Source organism: Chitinophaga arvensicola, from assembly GCF_900110835.1.
Lineage (GTDB): Bacteria > Bacteroidota > Bacteroidia > Chitinophagales > Chitinophagaceae > Chitinophaga > Chitinophaga arvensicola.
Map to the genome: position 1 here is coordinate 365,926 of NZ_FOJG01000001.1, position 22,200 is coordinate 388,125.

16 protein-coding genes are annotated in these 22,200 nt (G+C 45.6%); 3 read left to right on the forward strand and 13 right to left on the reverse strand.

The genetic code is table 11. The features are described from left to right. Positions 1-22: 22 nt before the first annotated feature. The 7 genes from BMW79_RS01575 to BMW79_RS01605 form a co-directional block, all read right to left on the reverse strand. On the reverse strand, positions 23-1,087 hold the full coding sequence (locus BMW79_RS01575; RefSeq protein ID WP_089889642.1) for an AAA family ATPase: 1,065 nt from the start codon (positions 1,085-1,087) through the stop codon (positions 23-25). Between the two features lie 868 nt (positions 1,088-1,955). Then, on the reverse strand, positions 1,956-2,522 hold the full coding sequence (locus tag BMW79_RS01580; protein WP_218150268.1) for a DinB family protein: 567 nt from the start codon (positions 2,520-2,522) through the stop codon (positions 1,956-1,958). Between the two features lie 577 nt (positions 2,523-3,099). After that, positions 3,100-4,182: a PA0069 family radical SAM protein gene (locus tag BMW79_RS01585; RefSeq protein ID WP_089889648.1), complete on the reverse strand. Its 1,083-nt coding sequence runs from the start codon at positions 4,180-4,182 to the stop codon at positions 3,100-3,102. Positions 4,183-4,222: 40 nt separating this feature from the next. Further along, the gene (locus tag BMW79_RS01590; RefSeq protein ID WP_089889650.1) at positions 4,223-6,004 is read right to left on the reverse strand and encodes a MutS-related protein; all 1,782 of its coding nucleotides are present in this window, start codon (positions 6,002-6,004) and stop codon (positions 4,223-4,225) included. Positions 6,005-6,110: 106 nt separating this feature from the next. Next, a complete protein-coding gene (locus BMW79_RS01595; protein WP_089889653.1) occupies positions 6,111-7,541 on the reverse strand; it encodes a glycoside hydrolase family 125 protein in 1,431 nt (476 codons plus the stop codon). A 185-nt stretch (positions 7,542-7,726) separates the two neighbouring features. Next, positions 7,727-11,128, reverse strand: a complete 3,402-nt coding sequence (locus tag BMW79_RS01600) for a methylmalonyl-CoA mutase family protein (protein WP_089889655.1) — start codon at positions 11,126-11,128, stop codon at positions 7,727-7,729. A gap of 635 nt (positions 11,129-11,763) precedes the next feature. Next, on the reverse strand, positions 11,764-12,483 hold the full coding sequence (locus BMW79_RS01605) for an NUDIX hydrolase (RefSeq protein WP_089889658.1): 720 nt from the start codon (positions 12,481-12,483) through the stop codon (positions 11,764-11,766). Between the two features lie 165 nt (positions 12,484-12,648). On the opposite strand from BMW79_RS01605, the gene ligA reads away from it, so the two are divergent. Further along, positions 12,649-14,766, forward strand: coding sequence for an NAD-dependent DNA ligase LigA (gene ligA / locus BMW79_RS01610; protein ID WP_089889661.1), 2,118 nt, complete (start codon positions 12,649-12,651; stop codon positions 14,764-14,766). Positions 14,767-14,870: 104 nt separating this feature from the next. After that, positions 14,871-15,308 carry a nucleoside deaminase gene (locus tag BMW79_RS01615; RefSeq protein WP_089889663.1) on the forward strand — a complete coding sequence of 146 codons (438 nt, stop codon included), beginning with the start codon at positions 14,871-14,873 and terminating at the stop codon, positions 15,306-15,308. Here BMW79_RS01615 and BMW79_RS01620 read toward each other — a convergent pair whose 3' ends face one another. The 3 genes from BMW79_RS01620 to BMW79_RS01630 all read right to left on the reverse strand — a co-directional run bounded on the left by BMW79_RS01620 (position 15,309) and on the right by BMW79_RS01630 (position 17,644). After that, positions 15,309-16,238 (reverse strand): SPFH domain-containing protein, encoded by a 930-nt coding sequence (locus BMW79_RS01620; protein ID WP_089889666.1) that lies wholly within the window; start codon positions 16,236-16,238, stop codon positions 15,309-15,311. Between the two features lie 198 nt (positions 16,239-16,436). Beyond that, positions 16,437-16,652, reverse strand: coding sequence for a hypothetical protein (locus BMW79_RS01625; RefSeq protein WP_089889668.1), 216 nt, complete (start codon positions 16,650-16,652; stop codon positions 16,437-16,439). A 287-nt stretch (positions 16,653-16,939) separates the two neighbouring features. After that, positions 16,940-17,644 carry a LuxR C-terminal-related transcriptional regulator gene (locus BMW79_RS01630; protein WP_089889671.1) on the reverse strand — a complete coding sequence of 235 codons (705 nt, stop codon included), beginning with the start codon at positions 17,642-17,644 and terminating at the stop codon, positions 16,940-16,942. Between the two features lie 299 nt (positions 17,645-17,943). On the opposite strand from BMW79_RS01630, the gene BMW79_RS01635 reads away from it, so the two are divergent. Next, complete coding sequence (locus tag BMW79_RS01635; protein ID WP_089889674.1) at positions 17,944-18,549, forward strand: superoxide dismutase; 606 nt, start codon at positions 17,944-17,946, stop codon at positions 18,547-18,549. Positions 18,550-18,627: 78 nt separating this feature from the next. Here BMW79_RS01635 and BMW79_RS01640 read toward each other — a convergent pair whose 3' ends face one another. The 3 genes from BMW79_RS01640 to yidD all read right to left on the reverse strand — a co-directional run bounded on the left by BMW79_RS01640 (position 18,628) and on the right by yidD (position 22,155). Further along, the gene (locus tag BMW79_RS01640) at positions 18,628-20,016 is read right to left on the reverse strand and encodes a Gfo/Idh/MocA family protein (RefSeq protein ID WP_089889677.1); all 1,389 of its coding nucleotides are present in this window, start codon (positions 20,014-20,016) and stop codon (positions 18,628-18,630) included. Between the two features lie 188 nt (positions 20,017-20,204). Beyond that, positions 20,205-21,878: a S41 family peptidase gene (locus tag BMW79_RS01645; RefSeq protein WP_089889680.1), complete on the reverse strand. Its 1,674-nt coding sequence runs from the start codon at positions 21,876-21,878 to the stop codon at positions 20,205-20,207. 46 nt (positions 21,879-21,924) lie between these two features. Next, on the reverse strand, positions 21,925-22,155 hold the full coding sequence (yidD, locus tag BMW79_RS01650; protein ID WP_089889683.1) for a membrane protein insertion efficiency factor YidD: 231 nt from the start codon (positions 22,153-22,155) through the stop codon (positions 21,925-21,927). Positions 22,156-22,200: the final 45 nt, after the last annotated feature.

Sequence of the window (22,200 nt, forward strand, 5' to 3'; positions counted from 1 at the left end):
TTTTAGGGCTAATAAATAATGTTTACGCAATTTCTTCCATCACTTCTCTCCTGAATCCGATCACATGCTGCTTCGTTTCAAAAGATGGTTCATGTTGATTGGCGATTTCTGCTATCGTCATTGCTTTATTGATCACCGTATCAAAACCCATGTGTTTTGATAGTTGCTGCGCTTTGGCTACAGCCAGGCGTTTGAACTCATACTTCGCTATCAGTCTTCCTTTACGTAACAATGCACTATCAATGGCAGACAGGTCGCTGTTGAAGGAGCATACCAGTTGAATATTCAGGCAATCTGCCAGCAAACCATCCGACAAATTCAAGAGGTTGGATACAGAAGAGTTACCTGAAAACTTACGATCCATGATCACGTTTTCTGCATCTTCGATAATTACCACGCAATTGGGATTATCTATCAGCAACTCCATGAATTCCGGATTCATAATGTTATTGGCCAGATCCGGCGATACAAACAGTACACGCTTTTTGATCCGGCCGATCAGGTAACGCAGATAAGTAGTTTTGCCGGTACCCGGAAGTCCATGCAGCAACACAATACCTTTGTCTTTATCCTTCTTCAGCCTTTGCTGTATTACTTTGTCTATCTCTTTAAAATCATCTTCATAAAACATTCCGATATCCAGCTTGGTACGCTTTATTTCCAGGCTCTTCAGTTCCAGCCCTTTGCGTCCACTGGTGATCAGGTTAATTTCATGTGGTTCTCTGCGCTGCTTTTCCTTATAACGTGTAACCATGTCCGTTACCTCCGTTACAAAATCAGGAATAGAACCATTGTGCAGGATTTCGCACCAGGATTGCCAGAATGCGACTACACAATTATTGTTCAGCACCATCAATGTCTGATTATGTTTATACTTCTTTTTCTTGTTGTCATAATCTGTATATCGATGTGTGTGCACAATGACATCTGCGTACTTTTTAGAAAAAGCAGCGGCGGCTTTATCGCCGTCTACTTCATAAATATTATTGATATCGGGAATGGCATTAAAATTAATGGTATACACCCCCTTCGGATCAAAATGCTCACCATCTGTGATATCTATGTTGTTATGAACGATATGCTTCATGTTTCTGAATCTCTTTTATGTGATTGCCCAATCGTGATAAAGATTTACCAGGGCCAGGCCGGCCCTGGGTAAATCATATTTATCAAGGGGTAAATTACAGGTTATCCTTCTGATAACCTGATGGTTGGGGTTAAAATGCAAACAGAGACGAAAAAAATATCTTAAAAAGGAGATGAAAGCGGAGCAGGATTACTCCGCCTGCCTGTTTTTTATGTACCTCCTCAAATCATCTTTTTGTTCTACCGCACAAAAAAACCCGGTCTGTTAAAAACGGACCGGGTTCTATAACGTTAACGCATATACTACGTTAAGACATACCTCGTCCGTTTAGCATTAATTGAATTAATGCTATCACTAAACCATTTACTGTGGCGGGTTTCAACCCTTTCTGTCATTGCCGGTAAATTCATTCTCACAAAAATCGATAACAAAAAAGCCCGGATCCAAGGACCCGGGCTTCTGTTATATTTACAAATATTTTAAATCTACCTGTAATCATAAAACGCCCGGAACCCGCCACTGCCTTGCTCTGAGCAAGGTGCTGTGCTGTCCATATTTAGATAAATGCGTTTCATGTTTATAAGTTTTCTTTATTATCAATTTTAACGATGCAAAGATAACAGGATATATTTTGAATATGCAAATTTTTAACAAAATATTTTCAATTATTTTCTTTATGCTTTCTTGAACGTCATTTTTTATTACTTGCCGTTGTCGGCTGTATCTATTGCTGGCAAAGGGTTTCAAGATATCACTCCAACAACGGAACTATTCTTGTCTAAGGGCAATAAAAAAGCCGGAAGTGTTAAGACTTCCGGCTGTAGTAATCATCAGGATTAACAAAAACAGATGGTGGTGGTCGACCAAGTTATATTAACACCGCACTTTCTTCGTACTCCTTACGAAGCCGTTGCATCTGACGGATATGCCGTTCGATGTGTTTGGTGAGGAAATAGATGTATTGGTATATATCCAGCTTACCTAATTGATTAACAGACATGTTGGTAAATACCAGCACTCCTTCTCCGTTTTTCAGTAAAGACAGGTTATACATACACTGTGCATACTGTTGTTTCAGGAGGGCTTTCACTTCCTGCATATTTTTAAGTCCGGTAGGCTCCATGTGCTCGGGTCTTACCCAGCCAAAGGACTTACTGCCTATGACATCTATCTGTTCTAACTTATTGGCATAATCCGCAGGGAGTACCACAGTATGGCCAGTTTTCTTACGTTCCAGCGCACGGCGGGTACTTTTGTTAATGATCAGGAGGAGAAAATAATTGGTGAGCGTAATATGCTCCAATACTTCCCGTATACTCCATTGATCGCGGTCTGGTTTGAAGTCCAGTAATGCCGGTTCTTTTTCAAACCACTGATCCAACTCCCTGAAATTGGTGAGTAAGGCCTCTCTTACTACTTGAATAACGTTTCTCATCATCTAACGTTTTTGGGATTATGCACTTTACTTTTTGCTAATCAAACGGGTTAGCGCATAACATCATTGAATAAATATTTTGTTTGCCATTTTTATGCCGGATTTGGCCACAAAAAAACCCGGCCGTATTTACGGACCGGGAGAAATAATGTAGAGGGGTTATCTCACATTACCGCATACCTTGTCCGTATGGCTTTTTTAAGGCAAAGCCATCCCATTTACACCGCGAGGTGTATTTTTTTTGCATTACAGTTATCGCTTGAAATTCTTTCAATGTCGTCATTTCACTACTGCTTCAAAAGCAAAAAGTCCCACACTTTACTTAGTGCGGGACTTTTGTTTATATCGTTTGATAACTTTACTATCGTTAACAATCGGTGCAACACGCCCGCATTCTGGCCTTGACCTGCTTTTGTTGGCAGGCCATCGCTGAAATCTCGTATGTTGATATAAGTTGCACAGTTTATTTTATTCTTGAAGCAAAGGTAATTTTTATTTTTTTTATTACACAAAAAAACACCCTACTTTTTTCGTAGACTTAACAATTAGTTTAAACTGCAACTAAATATCCTGGTTTTTAAAACAGACTTAACTGGGCATTGGGCCGCCGGAACGCATCGGTATTGAATTCGAAACGCTCCAGGTTCAAGCCATTCTTTTTCGTGTGAATCTTAAACTGCTGCTTGATAAGGTCCGCGATGTTACCATCTCCCCTCATCCGGCGCCCCCATTCACTATCATTGACTTTTCCCCCATGCATACTTTCCACGTGGTGCCACACTTTATCCGCCCGGTCGGGGAAGTTTTTATACAGCCAGTCGTTGAAAATGATCTTTACGGCATCGTTGAGCCTTACCACCGTATACCCCGCATACTTTGCCCCATTGGCCGCTGCAGCCTCCAGCAGGCGGGGGATTTCGTGGTCGTTCAGTCCCGGAATAATCGGGGCTGTCATAACTCCAACGGGTATACCGAGTTCGCTCAGTTCCTTTACCACCTTTAGCCGTTGCGCAGCGGTGGCTGTGCGGGGCTCCATTTTCTGCCGCAGGTCTTCCTGCAGGGTGGTCACCGACAGGTACACACAAACCAGGTTCTCCTGCGCCAGCTGCTGTAACAGGTAACGGTCCCTGAGTACCAGTGAGTTCTTGGTGATGATGCCCACCGGCTGTTTGTATTCCAACGCCACTTCCAGCAACTGTCGGGTGAGCCACATCTTACGCTCTACCGGCTGATAGCAGTCCGTATTCCCGGAAAGGGAAATCGGCTTGGGTACCCAGTTCTTGTTGTCCAGGAACTTACGGAGCAATTCCGGGGCATTATGCTTTACAATAATCTTTCTTTCAAAATCAAGACCGGCACTAAGCCCCCAGTATTGATGCGAGTTACGGGCGTAGCAATAAATACAGCCATGCTCACAGCCCTGGTAAGGGTTCATGGAAAACCACATCCCTACATCCGGGCTATCCACCTTGTTCACGAGCGTTTTAGCATGTTCTTCAAACACCTGGGTCGGTACATCCGCCTGCCACCATTCATCAATACCTTCGGCATGTTCCTGCGCGTACTCGTCGGTCAGGTACTTGTTTTTAGGATTGATCTGTGCTCCACGCCCTTTGTAGTACGGGTCTTCCGGTTGGCCTTCCTGGAATGGCAAAGTCATAGACTAAATATTTTAGTAAAAATACTAAAATATTTAGGATTTAAATAATTTCCATTTGTTTCATGAGGAAGGTGGCATTTTTATTCCGGGCAATACCTTCCCGGATGCTGTAATCAAAGAACAGGTGATTATCCTGGATCGTGCTTTCAAAGCAGTAATTGCGGATCTTTCCGGGATGTGCTTCTTCCAGCTGACCAAGTTCCAGGTCGTGTGTAGCGATCATACCCAGACAGTTATATTGCAGGAAATGCTCTATCAGGCTGCGGGAGCCCGAGAGCTTATCTTCTGAGTTGGTACCTTTCAGAATTTCATCTAACAAAATAAATACCCGGGTACCGGTTTTCAATTCCCGGATAATATGCTGTAAACGGAGTAGCTCCGCCTGAAAGTAAGAAGTATGGCTGGCAATGGAATCCTTAATGCGCATGGATGTCATGATGCGCATAGGACTAAATATAAACCTGCTTGCGCATACCGGCGCTCCACACGTTGCCAGCAGCAGGTTGGCGCCTACACTACGCAGGAAGGTACTCTTACCCGACATATTGGACCCTGTGATGATCAGGAAACTGTCGTTACGGCCGGCGGAGCCATCATTCCTCACGCATTCCGCCGCCGGGATTAACGGATGCCCCAATGCAGTGGCTTCAAGGATCTTGCCTTCCCCCTGCGGTTCCGGCCATGAAAACTCCGGATGATTAAAGGCGAAAGTAGCCAGGCTATTCCAGACTTCCAGCTGGGAAACCACCTCAAACCATCCATTGATACGTTGTTTATGCTCCTTCTTCCAGCGCTCCAGGCGCAGGATACAATGCAGATCATACAATATCACCGAGTTCAATGCCACACCTACCAGCACATTCAGCCGCTGGTCAAATGCACCGCTGATCTTTGATAAGTGCTTTAATGCCACATCTGCTTCTTTGGCAATATCCTGTTGCTCCTGCAACAGCTTAGACTTTTTGAAGGCGCCACTTTTTATCAGATGTAAAAGAACGGAGAACTTATCCAGTATGCGTTCCTTATGCGAAATCAATCCATATTGTGCCATGATCTCTTTCTGACTCACACCCAGTAACACCCAGTTCAGCATAATCATAATAATCAGCGGATAATAGTGCCCGGTGAGCACATTCAGCACAATGGCACCTACCACCAGCAACGGGCTGAGATACACTATTATGTTTATAAACCGGCGATGCAGAAAATGAAAGGGCATATCCAGCCAGGCTGTGATTTCCCGGCGATCGCTTTCTTCCTCCTTTGCCAGTGTGGCATTGGCGGTCAATAGCTGCCGGAACTCCAGCTCCGGGGTAAGTACCTGTAACGCCTCCTGTGTAGCCAGAATCTCCGTTATCTGTTCCATTGGATTGCGCAACGCCCCTGCCAGCTTATGTCTGCCGGATAAGGTACCCGTGCGGTTAATATGTTGAAATATAGAAGAGGGGCCGAAAACATCCAGATCGCTGCTGTAGTTGTGCCGGTCATCCACAAATTCATTACCATCCCAAAAAGCCGCCTGCCCGGTGGTAACCAGTAACAATTCTTTCTCATTCAACTCCAGCATGGCTTTAAAGAGCTGTAATTTCTGTAACGCTTTTGAATACGCCATCAGTAAAGCGCCAAATGCCACGATACCTGCTACTATCAACGCCAGCCAGGGCAATTGCCAGCCGCTTCTGATGAAAAACACAATACCGGTAACGATGGCAAAGAAACTGATCAACCGGGCCCACGACAGGCTGGATGTTAACCGTTTCTCCTTCCTTATTGCTTCCTGGAATTGTCCGATGCGTTGCTGGTAAGTATTTGCTGGCGTCATTTATCTGGTGATGTTTATAGCTAAAAAAATCAGGGATTTCATGATGTATGTTCACAATATATTGAACATAAATCACAAAATCCCTGGTAGTAAAATTTCGGATTGCTTACGCGTATTGTCTTTTCAGCAGATCAGGGTACTCCTGACTTACCTTCAGGATCAGTTCACCGAACAAGGTATTCACCCATGCAAACCATGGACGGGTGTATTTAGACGGATCATCTTTATGATAGGACTCATGAATAAAGCCGGTCTCCCCATCTGTATTGCGCAATGTTTTAATACAGGAAGCAATTTCCTCTTTATCATGACTGGTCAATGCCCGCATGATGATGCTCATCGGCCAGATATAATCGTTGCCGGTATGCGGACTACCTACGCCATCACCGTATTTGCCCCTGTAAAACCAGGGTTGGAAATTACTCCATACAAAATGGCGGGAAGCCTGGTACAATGGATCATCGATACCGGTGTATCCCAGGTAAGGGATAGACAACAGGCTTGGTACATTGGTGTCGTCGAGGAACAGGCGATTGCCGAAACCATCCACTTCAAAACCATACATCATGCCCAGCTTTGGATGCTCCACAATAGCGTAGGCTTTGATGGCGCGATCTACCTCATCTGCCAGCGCCATACACTCATGGGCAAAGGCGGTGTCTTTATAAATAGTTTCACTGATTTCCGCCAGCTGGCGCAGGGATACTACGGCAAACATATTGGAAGGAATCAGGAAAGGAAATACCGTAGCATCGTCGGAAGGACGGAAAATAGAAACGATCAGTCCAACCGGGGAGATAGGATTACCCCAACCGCCATTCGCTACCGTGTCTGACTGGATCGGCGAGTTACGTTGAAATTTATATGGGCCATGACCATCTTTACGCTGCTGCTCTTTAAATGTTTTCACAATCAACTGGGCCGCCTGTTTGTAACGGGCATCAAACGGGGTGTTGTCGCCGCTGATCTTCCAGTAATTGTAAGACAAACGTACCGGGTAGCAAAGGGAATCGATTTCCCATTTGCGCTCGTGCAACTCCGGTTTCATGGTAGTCAGATCTTTATCCCATTCGCTGCCGGTAGGCCCTTCGTTGAAGGCGTTGGCATATGGATCGATGAGGATACAGCTGGTCTGTCGATTGATCACCCCAACCACCATTTCTTTCAGCTTCGCATCATCCTTTACCAGGGGCAGATACGGCCAAACCTGCGCAGAGGAATCACGCAACCACATGGCGTTGATATCTCCGGTGATAACAAACGTATCGGGTCTGCCATCTACTTTCTTAAAATTAACGGTTGTATCAAGTGTATTAGGGAAGCAGTTTTCAAACAGCCAACCCAGTTTGGTGTCGGCGATCTGAGATTTCACTTTCACAATTGTCTTTTCCACTGCATCGCTGGTGAACTTCCGCTTTGCCAGGGGCGGTCTCTGGGAGGTATACCCATTCCAGCCGAATACTGTTTTGGGCAGTCCAAGCCCAACAACGCCTGCTACCAGGGCGCTGTTCTTAAGAAAATCTCTCCTTGCAACCATAACGTTTTTTGAATTTAGGAAACCCTAAAATAGAAAAGTTTTGTGGATTTGCTCAATCGATTTATCAAACATCCTCCTTTTCCCTTGCAGAGTAGCCAAAAAGGCGGGTGCCGATAGCCTGTCACCAAAGGCTTAATCACCTTTATCCCCAGTCCACGGCACCCGCCCTGAATGATATTTTAAGACTACATATTTCTCCTATACTGTCCGCCTACTTCATACAGCGCATGTGTGATCTGGCCCAGTGAGCAATGCTTCACTGTGTCCATCAGTTCTGCGAAGAGGTTCCCGTTACTCACCGCTACCTGCTGCAGTTGTTTCAGTGCTGTAGCGCTTTTATGTTGATGCCGTTGCTGGAAAGCCTCCAGGGTGTGGATCTGGAACTCTTTTTCTTCGGTAGTAGAGCGGATCACCTCTGCCGGGATAATGGTGGGTGAACCATTCTTATTCAGGAAAGTATTAACGCCTACTATCGGGAATTCACCGGTATGTTTCAGCGATTCATAATACAGGCTTTCTTCCTGGATTTTGTTACGCTGATACATTCTTTCCATAGCGCCTAACACGCCACCACGCTCGGTGATGCGGTTAAACTCTGTGAGTACGGCTTCTTCCACCAGGTCTGTCAGTTCTTCGATAAAGAAGGCGCCCTGTACCGGATTTTCGTTTTTAGCGGTACCCAGTTCACGGTTAATGATCAACTGTATGGCCATGGCCCTTCTAACACTTTCTTCTGTAGGCGTGGTAATGGCTTCGTCGTATGCGTTTGTATGTAAAGAGTTACAGTTATCGTAGATCGCATACAACGCCTGTAGCGTGGTACGGATATCGTTGAAATCAATTTCCTGTGCGTGCAGACTACGCCCGGAAGTCTGGATATGATATTTCAGTTTTTGTGAACGATCATTTCCTTTGTACTTGTATTTGATCGCCTTCGCCCAGATACGACGGGCTACGCGGCCAATCACCGCATATTCAGGATCCATTCCATTGCTGAAAAAGAACGAGAGATTAGGCGCAAAGTCATCAATGTTCATACCGCGACTCAGGTAATACTCCACATAGGTAAAACCGTTGGCCAGCGTGAACGCCAGCTGCGTAATAGGATTGGCGCCTGCTTCTGCGATATGATAACCGGAGATGCTGACAGAGTAGAAGTTGCGGACTTTCTGCGTGATGAAATATTCCTGCACATCGCCCATCAGTTTCAATGCAAATTCTGTAGAGAAGATGCAGGTGTTCTGTGCCTGGTCTTCCTTCAGGATATCTGCCTGTACTGTACCACGTACCGTGCTGAGGGCATGTGCTTTGATTTTCTCATACACCTCCCTGTCCAGTACTTCTTCTCCCGAAATACCCAACAGCTGTAAACCCAGACCATCGTTACCTGCGGGCAGGTCGCCGGCGTAGTGTGGCAGCGGATGGTCTTTGAATTTATTCTTGATGAGGGCCTGTACTTTTTCAGTCAGTCCCTGCTCTTTGATATATTTTTCACATTGCTGATCAATGGCGGCATTCATAAAAAACGCCAGCAGTATAGGCGCCGGGCCATTGATGGTCATTGATACGGAAGTTTTTGGATCACAGAGATCAAAACCGCTGTATAATTTCTTTGCATCATCCACGGTGGCGATGCTTACACCTGAGTTACCTACTTTACCGTAAATATCCGGTCTTACTGCCGGGTCTTCACCGTATAGCGTAACGCTGTCGAATGCAGTAGACAAGCGCTTTGCCGGCTGATCGAGCGATACATAGTGAAAACGTTTATTGGTTCTTTCCGGTCCGCCTTCGCCGGCGAACATACGGGTTGGATCCTCACCTTCGCGTTTTAGTGGGAATACACCCGCAGCATATGGAAACTCACCGGGCAGGTTTTCCGTAAGCTGCCAACGGAGAATATCGCCCCAGTCTTTGTATTTCGGCAACGATACTTTGGGTATGCGGCTATGGCTCAGACTTTCGCTGAACAGCGGCAGTTTGATCACTTTATCACGAACCTGGAATTCGTAGAAGTCGGCGGTATATTTCTTTACCAGTGCCGGCCATTCTTCCACAAGTTTTTTGCATTCAGGATGCAGTGATTTTTCCAGGTGTGCTTTAATATCGGCCAGTGCAGCGGCGGTTGCCGGTTGCAATGCCATTACGCCTTCTATTTGATATAACTGTGTAGCCAGTTTGCATTGTTCATCTACCCATTTGCTGTAATCACCAATGGCTTCGGTGATTTCAGCGAGGTAGCGCACACGGGCAGGAGGAATGATCTGAGATTTGGTAGAGGTAGACTTGATGGTTTCATGCGCCATGGGACCAAAGCTGGCGCCGGTTTTTTCTTCTACTTTCTCCATCACTTTTTCAAAAAGCAGGTTGATGCCTGCATCGTTGAACTGGGAAGCGATAGAACCTACCACCGGTAATTCTTCCTCTTTCGCATTCCAGAGGTTGTGATTCCGCTTGTATTGTTTACGTACATCGTGCAAAGCATCGAGTGCGCCGGCCTTATCGAATTTATTAATGGCAATTACATCTGCATAATCCAGCATGTTGATTTTCTCCAGCTGGGAGGCCGCGCCGTATTCCGGTGTCATCACATAAAGCGATACATCACAGTAATCGGTGATGGCAGTGTCGCTCTGGCCTATACCGGATGTTTCCAGGATGATAAAATCATATGCAGCGAGTTTGCAGATATCGATGGCTTCCTGGATATGTTCGCTGATAGCTTTATCACTTTCGCGGGTAGCCAGGGAGCGCATGTAGGCGCGGGGGTGATGGATGGAGTTCATCCTGATCCTGTCGCCCAGTAAAGCGCCGCCGGTTTTCTTCTTGGACGGATCCACGGAGATAACGGCAACGGTTTTATCGGAGGTATGATTGAGGTAGCGGCGTACCAGTTCATCGGTAACACTGCTTTTACCGGCGCCACCGGTGCCGGTGATACCCAATACCGGCGATTTATCTGCATCGGCGGTGGTGTGGGTGATGTGTGCGCCCGCTGTATCATCTACGGTAACGGCGGTTCTGGCTTTTTGCCCGTTGAGCAAGGCCACCGGCATATCGTTTTCTGCCAGGCTGATGGCCCTGGCAATAATTTTCGGATTCTTATCTGCCTGTAATTGCGGGATGTCTTCCACGTTGCTGCCGCTGGTCAGCGGCTTGATGGCAATATCACATTGATTGATCAGGTCTTCAATCATGCCTTCCAATCCCATCTGCCGACCATCATCGGGCGAGTAAAGACGTGCAATGCCATATGCATGCAGCTCCGCTATTTCCACCGGCAGGATGGTACCACCACCACCACCGAAGATCTTGATGTGACCGCAGCCTTTCTGCTGCAGCAGGTCGTACATGTATTTGAAGAACTCTACGTGTCCTCCCTGGTAAGAAGTAACCGCTATTCCCTGCGCGTCTTCCTGGATGGCACAGTCTACAATTTCTGCTGCGGAGCGGTTATGCCCCAGGTGAATGACTTCGGCTCCCTTTGCCTGCATAATGCGCCGCATAATATTGATGGCCGCATCATGACCGTCGAATAAAGCTGCTGCAGTTACAATGCGAACCTTATGTTGTGGTGTATAAGACATATCAATTACCGGATTTTTGACCATGGCCACCTGCTTCCTGCAGGGAACCAGCGAAGAATGCAAGTTACGGAAAATGCAGCTGAAATGCTGGCATAGCGCGGGTTTAAACAGAATTAGAATTGATTGAACAGCTTCCTGATCTTGTTGCAAATTTTTTAACTGATCGGGAATTAGGTTAGTATTTCCCTAAAACAACTTTCCCTTGTACAAGTCTGCACAAGGGAAAGCGTAAAATAAAGACACAAGGCAGTAATGCTTAGCAGTCTTATGTTTCATAACGTGGAACTATAAAATCAAACTAGTGATAATGATTTATAGTCTTTCAATCTTATTAAATGGAATTTTTCTACATACGATAAACAAAACGAAAACACTTCTGGCGAATAGTTAAATTTTGGTTTTACTTCTGATAAAATGTCTGCTTCTTAGGATGTGTATATCTTACACAATCTTACTTAAAGTTTTGTTAAAAACAAAACTTTTTTTCCATTTCGATAGAAAATTAACCCTGCAAATTTTTTGCAAAGGATGCAGGTCTCAAATCCTTTATAGCAAAGGATTTTCGCCACATTAAAATTAACCAAAATGAGGAATTACCGGAAAGTGAGGGCTAAAAAAGTACCATACCTGCGCGATTAGAAGCCAATACCGAGGTAACGCTTCTTCCGCTGGTCATATTTGTCGAAATTAAATTTGTAGAGCTTCGCAGGGCGATGTGGTACATCTTCTTCTTCTTCATTCAAATCCATCAGCAGATCCATCGATAAAAACTTCTTCCGGAAGTTGCGACGGTCCAGTTCCATATCAAGAATAGCTTCATAAAGATTCTGCAGTTCGCGAAGGGAAAACTTACGGGGCAAGAGATTAAAGCCGATGGGCTGTACCAGTACCTGCTGTTTCAACCGCTCATGACAGGTATCCAGGATCTGTTTATGGTCAAACGCCATATCGTGCAGGTCTTTCACGCTATGCCAGTGCAGTTCATTGTTACTCATCTTCAATTCCACATGCTCAATATTCACGAGGGAATAATAAGCCACGGTGATGACCCTCCCGGCGGGATGACGCTCAACCGCACCAAAAGTCTGCACCTGTTCCATGTACACGTTTTCCAGGCCGGTACGGGCTTTCAGTACCCGGTAGGCGGCTTCGTCTAATTCCTCGTCCGGCCGCACAATGTCGCCCAGCAAAGACCACTTCCCTTTGTATTCTTTGAGATCAGACTCTATCAGTAAAACTTTCAGCTCATCATTATTGAAGCCGAAAATGACACAGTCTACCGAAATGGCCACGTTGAAATAATCCTTTATTTCAACAAGGTGCGTGTTGATGTTCTTGGTGTACATAGACATCATAAAGACGTGGAATTACAGATAAACTCAGTTATTCGATAACGCGCGGAACTATATCCAAATGAAAGAAAAAAATGTCACATTTAAAACAAAAGTGCCCGGATTTTTTTGAACAGATATCCCTAACCTGAAAGATAAGTTTAAATTTACGGTTCAGTTATATCAATTATGTACACAAAGGAGATAGAAATAACCCTGACGCAGCTGGCAAAAGATCTGCTCAGTCACTTACAGCAGCAGCAACTGCTGCAATCCATTGATGAAACCCTGGATGCCCTTCGTCGCGTTATCAGCTATAATGACTGGCGCTACTACGTACAAAGTGAACCGGTAATCAGTGACTATGAATACGACCAGTTGTTTGCCTGGCTGAAAAAACTGGAAGGAGAGCACCCGGAGCTGATTACGGCCGACTCCCCTACCCAGCGCGTGGCACAGGGACTTACCAAAGAATTTATCACCGTACCGCACCTGGTACCCATGCTCAGCCTGGAAAATTCCTACAATGCAGACGACCTGCTCGATTGGGACCGGAAGGCACGTGAGAGTACAGGTCTCCCTGAAATAGAATACTGCATCGAACCGAAGTTCGATGGCGCCAGCATTTCACTGATATATGAAGATGATCGCCTGTCGCGCGGCGCCACCCGTGGCGATGGCGTTGCAGGAGAAGATATTACCACCAACATCAAACAGATCCGCTCCATCCCGCTGTCTGCCAGCTTTTCCAAATATGGTATTCACCAGATAGAAATACGCGGAGAAGTGCTGATCAATAAAAACACCTTCAAAGCTTTCAACGATAAACGCATTGCTGACAACCAGCCACCACTGGCCAATCCGCGTAACGCTGCCTCCGGCTCGCTGCGGATGGTAGATCCCAATGAGGTAGCCAAACGCGGACTCGAAGCCTTTCTGTATCACATGAGCTACCACAACATGAACCGGGGACAAACCGAACCTGATGCGCTCAAAACGCATAGCGGTACGCTGGACCTGTTATCTACGCTGGGTTTCCGCAGTCCGGCGAAAGAGAAGAAAGTGGTGAAGGGCATCGACAAAGTAATTGACTATGTACTGCAATTCGAAACGGAACGTGATAACCTTCCCTACGAAATTGACGGCATGGTGATCAAGGTAAATGACTACGACCTGCAGGACCGGCTGGGTATGACCACCCACCATCCACGCTGGGCCATCGCCTATAAATTTAAAGCCCGGCAGGCTACCAGTAAACTCCGCAGCGTAGAGTTCCAGGTGGGCCGTACCGGCTCTATCACGCCAGTAGCAAAGATTGACCCGGTGCCTATTGGTGGCGTAACCGTAGGCTCTATCTCTCTTTTCAACGAAGAAGTGATCAAAGAAAAAGACCTGAAACTGGGCGATACCGTACTGGTAGAAAGAGCAGGAGATGTGATCCCCTACATCGTGAAATCGGTCGCCGATCTGCGCGATGGCAGCGAAACAGACATCGTGTTCCCCACAAACTGCCCGGTGTGCCACGATAAACTGGTAAAACCGGAAGGCGAAAGCGTATGGCGTTGTACCAACATCAACTGCGAAGCACAGGTAGTGGAAAGGATGATCCACTTCGTGAGCAAGGATGCCATGGACATCAAAAGCTTTGGTGAAAGCAATGTGCGCAAGTTCTTTTTATTAGGACTGCTAAAAGATATACCCGGCATTTATGAGCTGGATTTCGAAAAGATAGGCGCGCTCGAAGGCTTTGGTAAAAAATCACTGACCAATCTGCAGGCAGCGATTGAGCAATCCAAAACGCAGCCGCTGCACCGCCTGATCTTCGGATTAGGGATCCGGTATGTAGGTGAAACCACCGCCAAAACCCTGGCCAACGCCGTACATCATATCATGGACCTGCAGAACTGGACAGAAGAACAGATCCTGGCGCTGGAAGATATCGGACCAAAAGTAGCAGGCTCTATCCGCCTGTTCTTCGCCAACAACGACAACATCGAGATGTTGAATAAACTGGCTGCGCTGGGCATCAACATGGAAAATACAAAAAGATCCACTTCCGAAGCGTCAGGTAACCTGAACGGACAAACGTTTTTATTCACCGGTACTTTGCATAAACTGAAACGCAGTGATGCAGAAGAAATGGTAGAAAAAGAAGGTGGTAAAATTGTGAGTGGGGTGAGCAGCAAACTCAACTACCTGGTAGTTGGCGACGATGCCGGCAGTAAACTGGAAAAAGCCAAGAAGATCAATACCATCAAGATCCTGTCGGAAGATGAATTCCTGCAGCTACTGGCGGTGAATAGTTAAAGGATTGATTTTCCTTTTTTCTTACAACTACACAACATCATTTGACAGCGGTTGGCTATCAGCTTTTGCAGCTAATAGTTAACCGCTAAAAGTTAACAGCTATTATGACGGACGAACATTTTATGCGGCAGGCCATGCAGGAAGCACGCAAGGCCTTTGAAGACGGAGAAGTACCTATCGGGGCGGTAGTAGTATTGAACAACCGCATTATAGGCCGTGGTTATAACCATGTGGAAAGATTAAACGACTGTACGGCACATGCGGAAATGATAGCTTTAACAGCCGCATTCAATACATTGGGCAGTAAATACCTGATGGAAGCTACGTTATATGTAACGGTGGAGCCTTGCCTGATGTGCGCGGGAGCGCTTTACTGGAGTAAGATCGGCAGGATTGTATATGCAGTGGCAGATGATAAGAACAGCTACCGGAGAGCTACCGGAGACCGGTCCCCGTTTCATCCGAAAACAAAACTGGAAGCCGGTCCGTGCAGCGAAGAAAGTTTACAACTAATGAAAACTTTCTTTGAACAAAGAAGATAATTATTTCTTGCTGGAATCCATGAGTTTATTCATGCCCATCATCTGTTTCATGGTATGATCCATTCCTTCAGAAGAACCATCCAGGAAGATGACGTTTCCTTTTGAATTTTCAGCAAAGTGCTTGATCGCTTCTGTCCACATGGAGAACAGGATCACAGAAGTATCCAGGTTGGCCTGCTGCATTTCTTTGGCAGCCATGCTCATACCCTTGGCCACTTCTTCCCGGAACAGGGCCACACCCATACCTCGCAGCTGAGCGGCCTGGCGCTCTGCTTCTGCGGCGATCTTAATCGCGTTACCATCTGCTTCCGCTGCTTTTGTTTTAGTGATCAGTAATGCCTGACCTTCGTTTTCAGCTGCTGCTTTCAGGTTATTGGAGGCTACTACCTGTGCCATGGATTTCATGATAACTTCATCGAAAGTGATATCGTTCATCTGGAGATCCAACAGATGGAAGCCCCATTCTTCCAGGGTTTTATCGATCTGTTCTTTTACGTGTTCTGTGATGTCTTTACGCAGACCCAGCACTTCCGCCTGTCTTTTTGTAGCTACGAATCCACGGATAGATCCTTCAATGGTACGCACGAGCGCCTGCATGAAGCTTCTTTCATCCATAAATTTAAAGGCAACATTTTTCAGCGTTTCTTCTTCCTGGTTCCATACGGCATACAGGAGCATCGCTTTGAAATACACATTGGCCTGATCGATAGTGATCGCCTGGAATTCCAGTTCCACAGAGCGGTTCTGGATAGATACCCGTTTGAAAACTTTTTCAATAATGGGTATTTTCCAGTTCAGCCCTGGAAAGAGTACACGGTTGTATTTACCGAAGATGGTAGTCACAGCAATGTTTCCCTGCTGCACTGTAACAAACGATGATAGTATGACGACTAAAGCCAGCACTACTAACACGATCCAGATAACATTCATAGCTCGATTGTTTTAGGTAGGGTTTAAGCTAGTAAATATAATGAAATAAAGCCAACAGGCAGAGTCGGGCATAGTAATCCCTTCGGATATGTAATCGAAGCGTACCGGTGTGGAGAAAAAAGAAATAGAACAATGGATGAAAACTGAGCTTAAAAACACAACGAATGAATACTAAAAAAAGTTTAAGTCAGTAATCCTCTATATTCTTTGTTTTCTTCTGAAATATATAAATACGTCGTCCAGTTCAATCTGTTTCAATTGGTAGGCTAGCCGGGTTCTCAGATCTTCGGTTTCATCTTTTATTTTTCTATACTGATCTTTCAGAATTTCGTAGCGGGCCACAATTTCTTCTGCAGTAGCAGAGTCTTCCAATTGCAGAATATCAAATGCTCTTTCCTCGGTTATCATAGTCATAGGGGTATTTCAGCTAATAATCATATCGGATGTTTAAAAAACATACGTAGTATTTAATTCACTAAATTAGTGGAGTTTCAAAAACGAGCAAATACCCAATCTTGGGTATTTTTGAAATATTTAGCAATTTTTAGCAAATCTGTTTTAACAAACTTTTTCCTTTCTTTATTGGTTCTCAGGAAAATACAATTTAAAATTATGATTCCTATGCATATATGCTAAAAAAAACGTCTGCAGGCAGCAGGGGGTTATAATGTTACCTGCTGATACTTTCTTCTCCTTTATATTTATTCGAAGCCTATCTTCCTTGCAATCGCTACCAGTTCAGAAGTGTTACGCACCTTCAATTTCAACCGTATGTTTTTACGGTGGGTTTCAACAGTATAACGGCTAAGGTTCAACGATTGTGCAATCTCCTTGTTGTTCAATCCTTTGACAGCCATGCCCAGTACATCTTTTTCCCGTGGAGTGAGTTTATTGAAAAGGGTTTCATTCTGCCGGCGCAGTATCGCACTCAGTGCTTCCGACAATTGCGCATTGGTATCAATGGCATTGGTCAGATCGAGGAAAGCGCAGATAATTTCCACTACTCTTCCGTTCTTATCATGTGTAAAAGGCACTTCCAGACCGAGCAGCCAGCGGTAATCAATTTCTCCTTTTTTCCGGATCCGTGCAAGACCGCCAAACTGCGCCTTGTTATTGATAAAGGATTGCTGTGCTACTGCTGCGAGTTTGAAGTCGTCCGGATGCATAATATTCCGGAAGAATTCCATGCCCATTCCGGTCATCTCATCAGAAGAGAAGCCCACTGTTTCTGCCAGGCGTTCATTACACCAGGTAACAGCTTTATTATTGTTATCATAACTGTAGATCATGGCGGGTACATGATGTAAAACGCTCTCCAACCAATGGATACGATTTTTTAAATGCTCATTTTCCTTCTGTAAGGCATTGAGGGAAAAATGTAGCCCCGAGTCCGAGCCTGTCTGCATACTATAAGTTTTAAACAAACAATAGGTAAACAACAACCAAGCACACGTGAAATATGCCTAATGTTACGTCCTGTTAAACCGAGTATCCGTAAATATAAAATAATTTTCCATATGATCAAGCCCAGGCATTGGCTGATTTCACTTAATTGTGTATATAGAAAATGGTTTCATCGCCCGGAAGGTCTATGAAATCAATTATCTAAGTGATCAAATAATTAAATCGCTAAATTTTAACGGATTGGCAGTAAATTTGGCGACTATCAAGAAATCATATTTTAAAACCCATAAAAATCTGAGTTATGGCATTTACACTTCCAAGCTTACCATACGCAACTGACGCGTTAGAACCGAATTTCGATAAACTGACAATGGAAATTCATCACGGTAAGCACCACCAGGCTTATGTAGACAATCTGAACAAGGCAGTAGCAGGCACAGAAAACGAGAACAAATCGCTGGAAGAACTGGTAGCTAATGCCGGTAAAATCAGCCCGGCTGTAAGAAACAACGGCGGTGGCCACTGGAATCACAGTTTCTTCTGGACCAGCCTCGCACCTAACGCAGGCGGTACTCCAAGTGGCAAACTGGGCGATGCTATCAACAGCACTTTTGGTTCTTTCGAAGCATTCCAGGAAAAATTCAATAACGCAGGCGCTACCCGCTTCGGCTCCGGCTGGGCATGGTTAACCGTAAAGGATGGCAAACTGGAAGTTTCCTCCACACCTAACCAGGATAACCCGCTGATGGATGTTGCCGAAGTAAAAGGCACGCCAATCCTGGGTGTAGACGTATGGGAACACGCTTACTACCTGAAATATCAAAACCGTCGTCCGGAATACCTGAAAGCTTTCTGGAACGTGGTTGACTGGAGCGCGATCAGCAAACGCTACGAAGCTGCTATCTAAGCGAAACCGCTTTAAAATAAGAATCCCGTCAGGCAAGCCTTGACGGGATTTTTTTTATATGCTTAACCAATTGTTTGATCAGCTGACTACTTTCAGATTTTTAGGATCCCAGTGGATGATCTTATTATTGAAGTAGCTTTCGTTGCACAACAGCGCCGGTGCAGCAGCACGGAATCCGAAGGTAGGATCTTCCGCTACTTTGCCATTGGTACGCATGGCATTGAACAGGTTATAGAAGTGATCAAAGTGAGCGCCTTTATAGCCTTTCTCTGCTTCATAAATCATCTTCTCCGGATCCAGCATGTTCGCACGGTGATAGGTATACGATTTTCCGTTGTTGGCTGCTGCCGCATTGGCCGCCGCCAGCGGATCGTTTTCATCTACCTGTACATCGTTGCGGAACAGGGTCACTTTGTCCCATTCTACGGTCATAGAGCCTTCGCTACCCACCATACGGAGGTAGTTGGTACCACCGGTACCATCTACAAAGTTTACGCGGAGAGACAGGTTAAACGCAGGGTGTATTTCAGTTTCAGGATAATCGAACATACCCAGCATAATGTCTGGTACTTCCCTGCCATCTTTCCAGTAACGCAATCCACCGGTAGCCATGATTTTATTTGGACCGAGAGAACCGGTTACCAGGTGAAGACTGGAAAACAGGTGAACGAACAGATCTCCGGATACGCCGGTACCATAGTCTTTGTAATTACGCCAGCGGAAGAAGCGTAACGGGTCAAAATCGCGCTTTGGTGCGTTTTTGAGGTAAGTGGTCCAATCCACTGTTTTGGTGGAAGCATCGGCAGGAATCGGGTACTGCCATGCACCGGTAGGCGACATACGTGCCCAGAAACCTTCTGCATAGTTCAGTTTACCGATAGCACCGTCTTTCAGCAGCTGACGGGCTTTCTCATTTCCGAGAGAGCTCATCCCCTGGCTACCTACCTGGTATACTACCTTGCCGTTGCGTTTTTGCGCTTCCACTACTGCAGGACCTTCGGTGATATCGTGTACCATTGGTTTCTCGCAGTAAACGGATTTACCCGCATTCATAGCAGCTACGGAAATATCCTTATGCCAGAAGTCGGGCACCGCGATGATCACGGCATCAATATCTTTTCTATCCAGGATATCCTGGTAACTGCGGGTGGTGTAAATATCGTTGCCCCATTTCTTTTTAGCATCTGCCAAACGACCATCATACAGGTCACAGGCTGCAATCAATTTCACACCAGGCACCGTGATAGCTGTATTGGCATCTGCGGTACCCATGCCACCGGCACCTATCAGTGCTATCTGGATCTGATCGTTGGGACTGTATTTTTCTTTCAGGCGGGAAAGAGATTCAATGTTCCTTTTCTTGTCTGCTGCGGTCAGGATACTGGGCAGCAGCGACGCTCCTACTACTCCTTTGGCAAATTTACTGATGAAACTCCGGCGAGAGTCTTCATTGGAATTTACTGGCATGATTACACCTGTTTAGGTTGAAAAAATGATAACTGTTTATTATTCACTGAGACACTCAAAATATAATTATTCTCCCGGAATTCATAATTTATATGAGAATCGGGGAGATGGGAAACAAAGAAGCCTGCAAATAAGCACGCTGATAGCGATACTCACCTGCAGGCCTGCTTATACCGGCTGCTGAAAGATTATTTCGCAGCCATCAGCAACTGCTTATATTTTGCGGGGCTATGCAGGATATCGGCTGCTGTATTCACCTCGTTATCCCAATCCAGGGATTTGATGATCCGGCCTCTCTGCAGGTAATAACGGTTTACTATCTCTTCTTCCAGCAAGCGTTTTATTTCTGTTTTATTTTTCAGCAGGTCCTGCTTTTTATCATGTTTCATTTTCGCTTCCAGCGTTTCCAGTTCTTTAGCTACCGCTTCATAGTATTTCTCTTTCTTAGCGGTGCTTTTAAAGGAGTCGAGCGCTTCTTCACTGCGGGTTTTGTAGCTATAGTCCTTGTTATCAAGATAGCGTTCAAAATCGGCGAAGTCATTTTCCGACAGGGAGAATGAGCCGGCAGCAGCTATTTTCGGGTGACTGTAATAATAATTAGTAGCATAATCGAAGATAAACTGCTTGCGGATGAGGGTAATAGCTACCTGGCTGATATAAGTAGGGTCTACTTTTGCATCCGGTTCAATACCGCCGCCATCTTTTACAGAACGGCCACCAGCCGTGGTAAATGATTTACGCAGGGAGTCCGGCACATAATCTACGCTGCCATCATCGTTGCGATGGGAGTAGTCGATCGCCTGGATACAGCGCCCGCTGGGCGTATAGTACTTCGCTGTGGTAACTTTCAGTTTGGTATTATAAGGCAGTTGCCGGGTAGTTTGCACCAGGCCTTTGCCATAGGAGCGCTGACCGATTACCAGGCCGCGATCGAGGTCCTGTATGCTGCCGGCCACTATTTCAGAAGCAGAAGCGGAAGAATGATTGGTAAGTACCGTCAGTGGCAGGTGTACATCTACCGGCTGTTCGGAGGTTTCGTAATTACGGTCCCAGTTTTTTACTTTTCCTTTGGTACTAACAATCAGTTTATTTTTATCTACAAAGATATTGGCTACGATCACTGCTTCATCGAGCAGGCCGCCGGGATTGCCGCGCAGATCGAGGATCAGTCCTTTCATAGCGGGGTTGGCCTGTTTCAGTTGTTCTACCGCTTTACGCACCATGCTACCGCTGTTTTCGGTGAACTGGGTCATCTTAATATAGCCGATGTCATTTTTTACGATGCCGGCATAGCTGACTGATTTTACATTGATTTCTTCGCGGATGATCTTTTTAGGAGTTTCCACGCCGGTGGCCGGATTACGGAATACCATGTCCAGCGGGGTGCCGGCAGCGCCTTTGAGTTGCCTGCTGATCTCTTCCTGTGCTACGTTTTTGCTGGATTTACCATCCATACTCACGATGATATCACCGGGTTTTACGCCGGCTTTGTCCATGGGGCTGCCTTCGTATACGTCGGTGATAGCGGTCCATTCGCCATTGGTATTGATAGAAGCGCCTACGCCGCCATATTTACCGGTAGCCATAAATTTGAGGTCATCAAGATTTTCTTCGGAAACAAAGTCGGTGAAGGGATCTGTTTCTTCGAGCATGGCCTCAATGCCTTTGCGCATCACTTTTTCGGGCGGCAGATCATCTACGTAGTAAGTGTTCAGTTCACGGTAGAAAGCCGCGAAAATGTCCAGGTTTTTAGCAATCTGGAAGTATTTATCGTTTTCATTGAAAGCAAAAATGCCTGCTGTGGTAATCAGCAAAAGCAGTGCTGCTGTCAGTTTCTTTCTTTTATTAAAAAACGCACGCATGCAACGGGTATATAAGATGAACGATTAAAAAGCTGGCTACCGGTGATTATGGTACCGGGTCATATCCATGGCCACCCCAGGGATGGCAAGACAATATACGCTTTATGGTGAGATAGCCGCCCTTGAAGGGGCCATATTTTTTAAAGGCTTCCAGCCCGTATTGCGAGCAGGTGGGGGTATAACGGCATTTACTGCCCAGGAAGGGCGAGATAAACCATTGGTAGATCTTTATCAGGAAAATAAAAGGATAACTCAGCCAACGCACAACACGATTCATAAAACAACTTTTAGCTTTTAGCAGTCAGGCTCGGGTAAAGTAAAC

Bases quoted from the DNA above. Each gene is read 5' to 3' on its own strand.
- BMW79_RS01605 (WP_089889658.1), bottom strand. From the start codon at position 12,483: ATGATGTCTATGTACACCAAGAACATCAACACGCACCTTGTTGAAATA.
- BMW79_RS01640 (WP_089889677.1), bottom strand. From the start codon at position 20,016: ATGCCAGTAAATTCCAATGAAGACTCTCGCCGGAGTTTCATCAGTAAA.
- BMW79_RS01645 (WP_089889680.1), bottom strand. From the start codon at position 21,878: ATGCGTGCGTTTTTTAATAAAAGAAAGAAACTGACAGCAGCACTGCTT.
- BMW79_RS01625 (WP_089889668.1), bottom strand. From the start codon at position 16,652: ATGACTATGATAACCGAGGAAAGAGCATTTGATATTCTGCAATTGGAA.
- BMW79_RS01600 (WP_089889655.1), bottom strand. From the start codon at position 11,128: ATGTCTTATACACCACAACATAAGGTTCGCATTGTAACTGCAGCAGCT.
- yidD (WP_089889683.1), bottom strand. From the start codon at position 22,155: ATGAATCGTGTTGTGCGTTGGCTGAGTTATCCTTTTATTTTCCTGATA.
- BMW79_RS01620 (WP_089889666.1), bottom strand. From the start codon at position 16,238: ATGAATGTTATCTGGATCGTGTTAGTAGTGCTGGCTTTAGTCGTCATA.
- BMW79_RS01630 (WP_089889671.1), bottom strand. From the start codon at position 17,644: ATGCAGACAGGCTCGGACTCGGGGCTACATTTTTCCCTCAATGCCTTA.
- BMW79_RS01615 (WP_089889663.1), top strand. From the start codon at position 14,871: ATGACGGACGAACATTTTATGCGGCAGGCCATGCAGGAAGCACGCAAG.
- BMW79_RS01585 (WP_089889648.1), bottom strand. From the start codon at position 4,182: ATGACTTTGCCATTCCAGGAAGGCCAACCGGAAGACCCGTACTACAAA.
- ligA (WP_089889661.1), top strand. From the start codon at position 12,649: ATGTACACAAAGGAGATAGAAATAACCCTGACGCAGCTGGCAAAAGAT.
- BMW79_RS01595 (WP_089889653.1), bottom strand. From the start codon at position 7,541: ATGGTTGCAAGGAGAGATTTTCTTAAGAACAGCGCCCTGGTAGCAGGC.
- BMW79_RS01575 (WP_089889642.1), bottom strand. From the start codon at position 1,087: ATGAAGCATATCGTTCATAACAACATAGATATCACAGATGGTGAGCAT.
- BMW79_RS01635 (WP_089889674.1), top strand. From the start codon at position 17,944: ATGGCATTTACACTTCCAAGCTTACCATACGCAACTGACGCGTTAGAA.
- BMW79_RS01580 (WP_218150268.1), bottom strand. From the start codon at position 2,522: ATGAGAAACGTTATTCAAGTAGTAAGAGAGGCCTTACTCACCAATTTC.
- BMW79_RS01590 (WP_089889650.1), bottom strand. From the start codon at position 6,004: ATGACGCCAGCAAATACTTACCAGCAACGCATCGGACAATTCCAGGAA.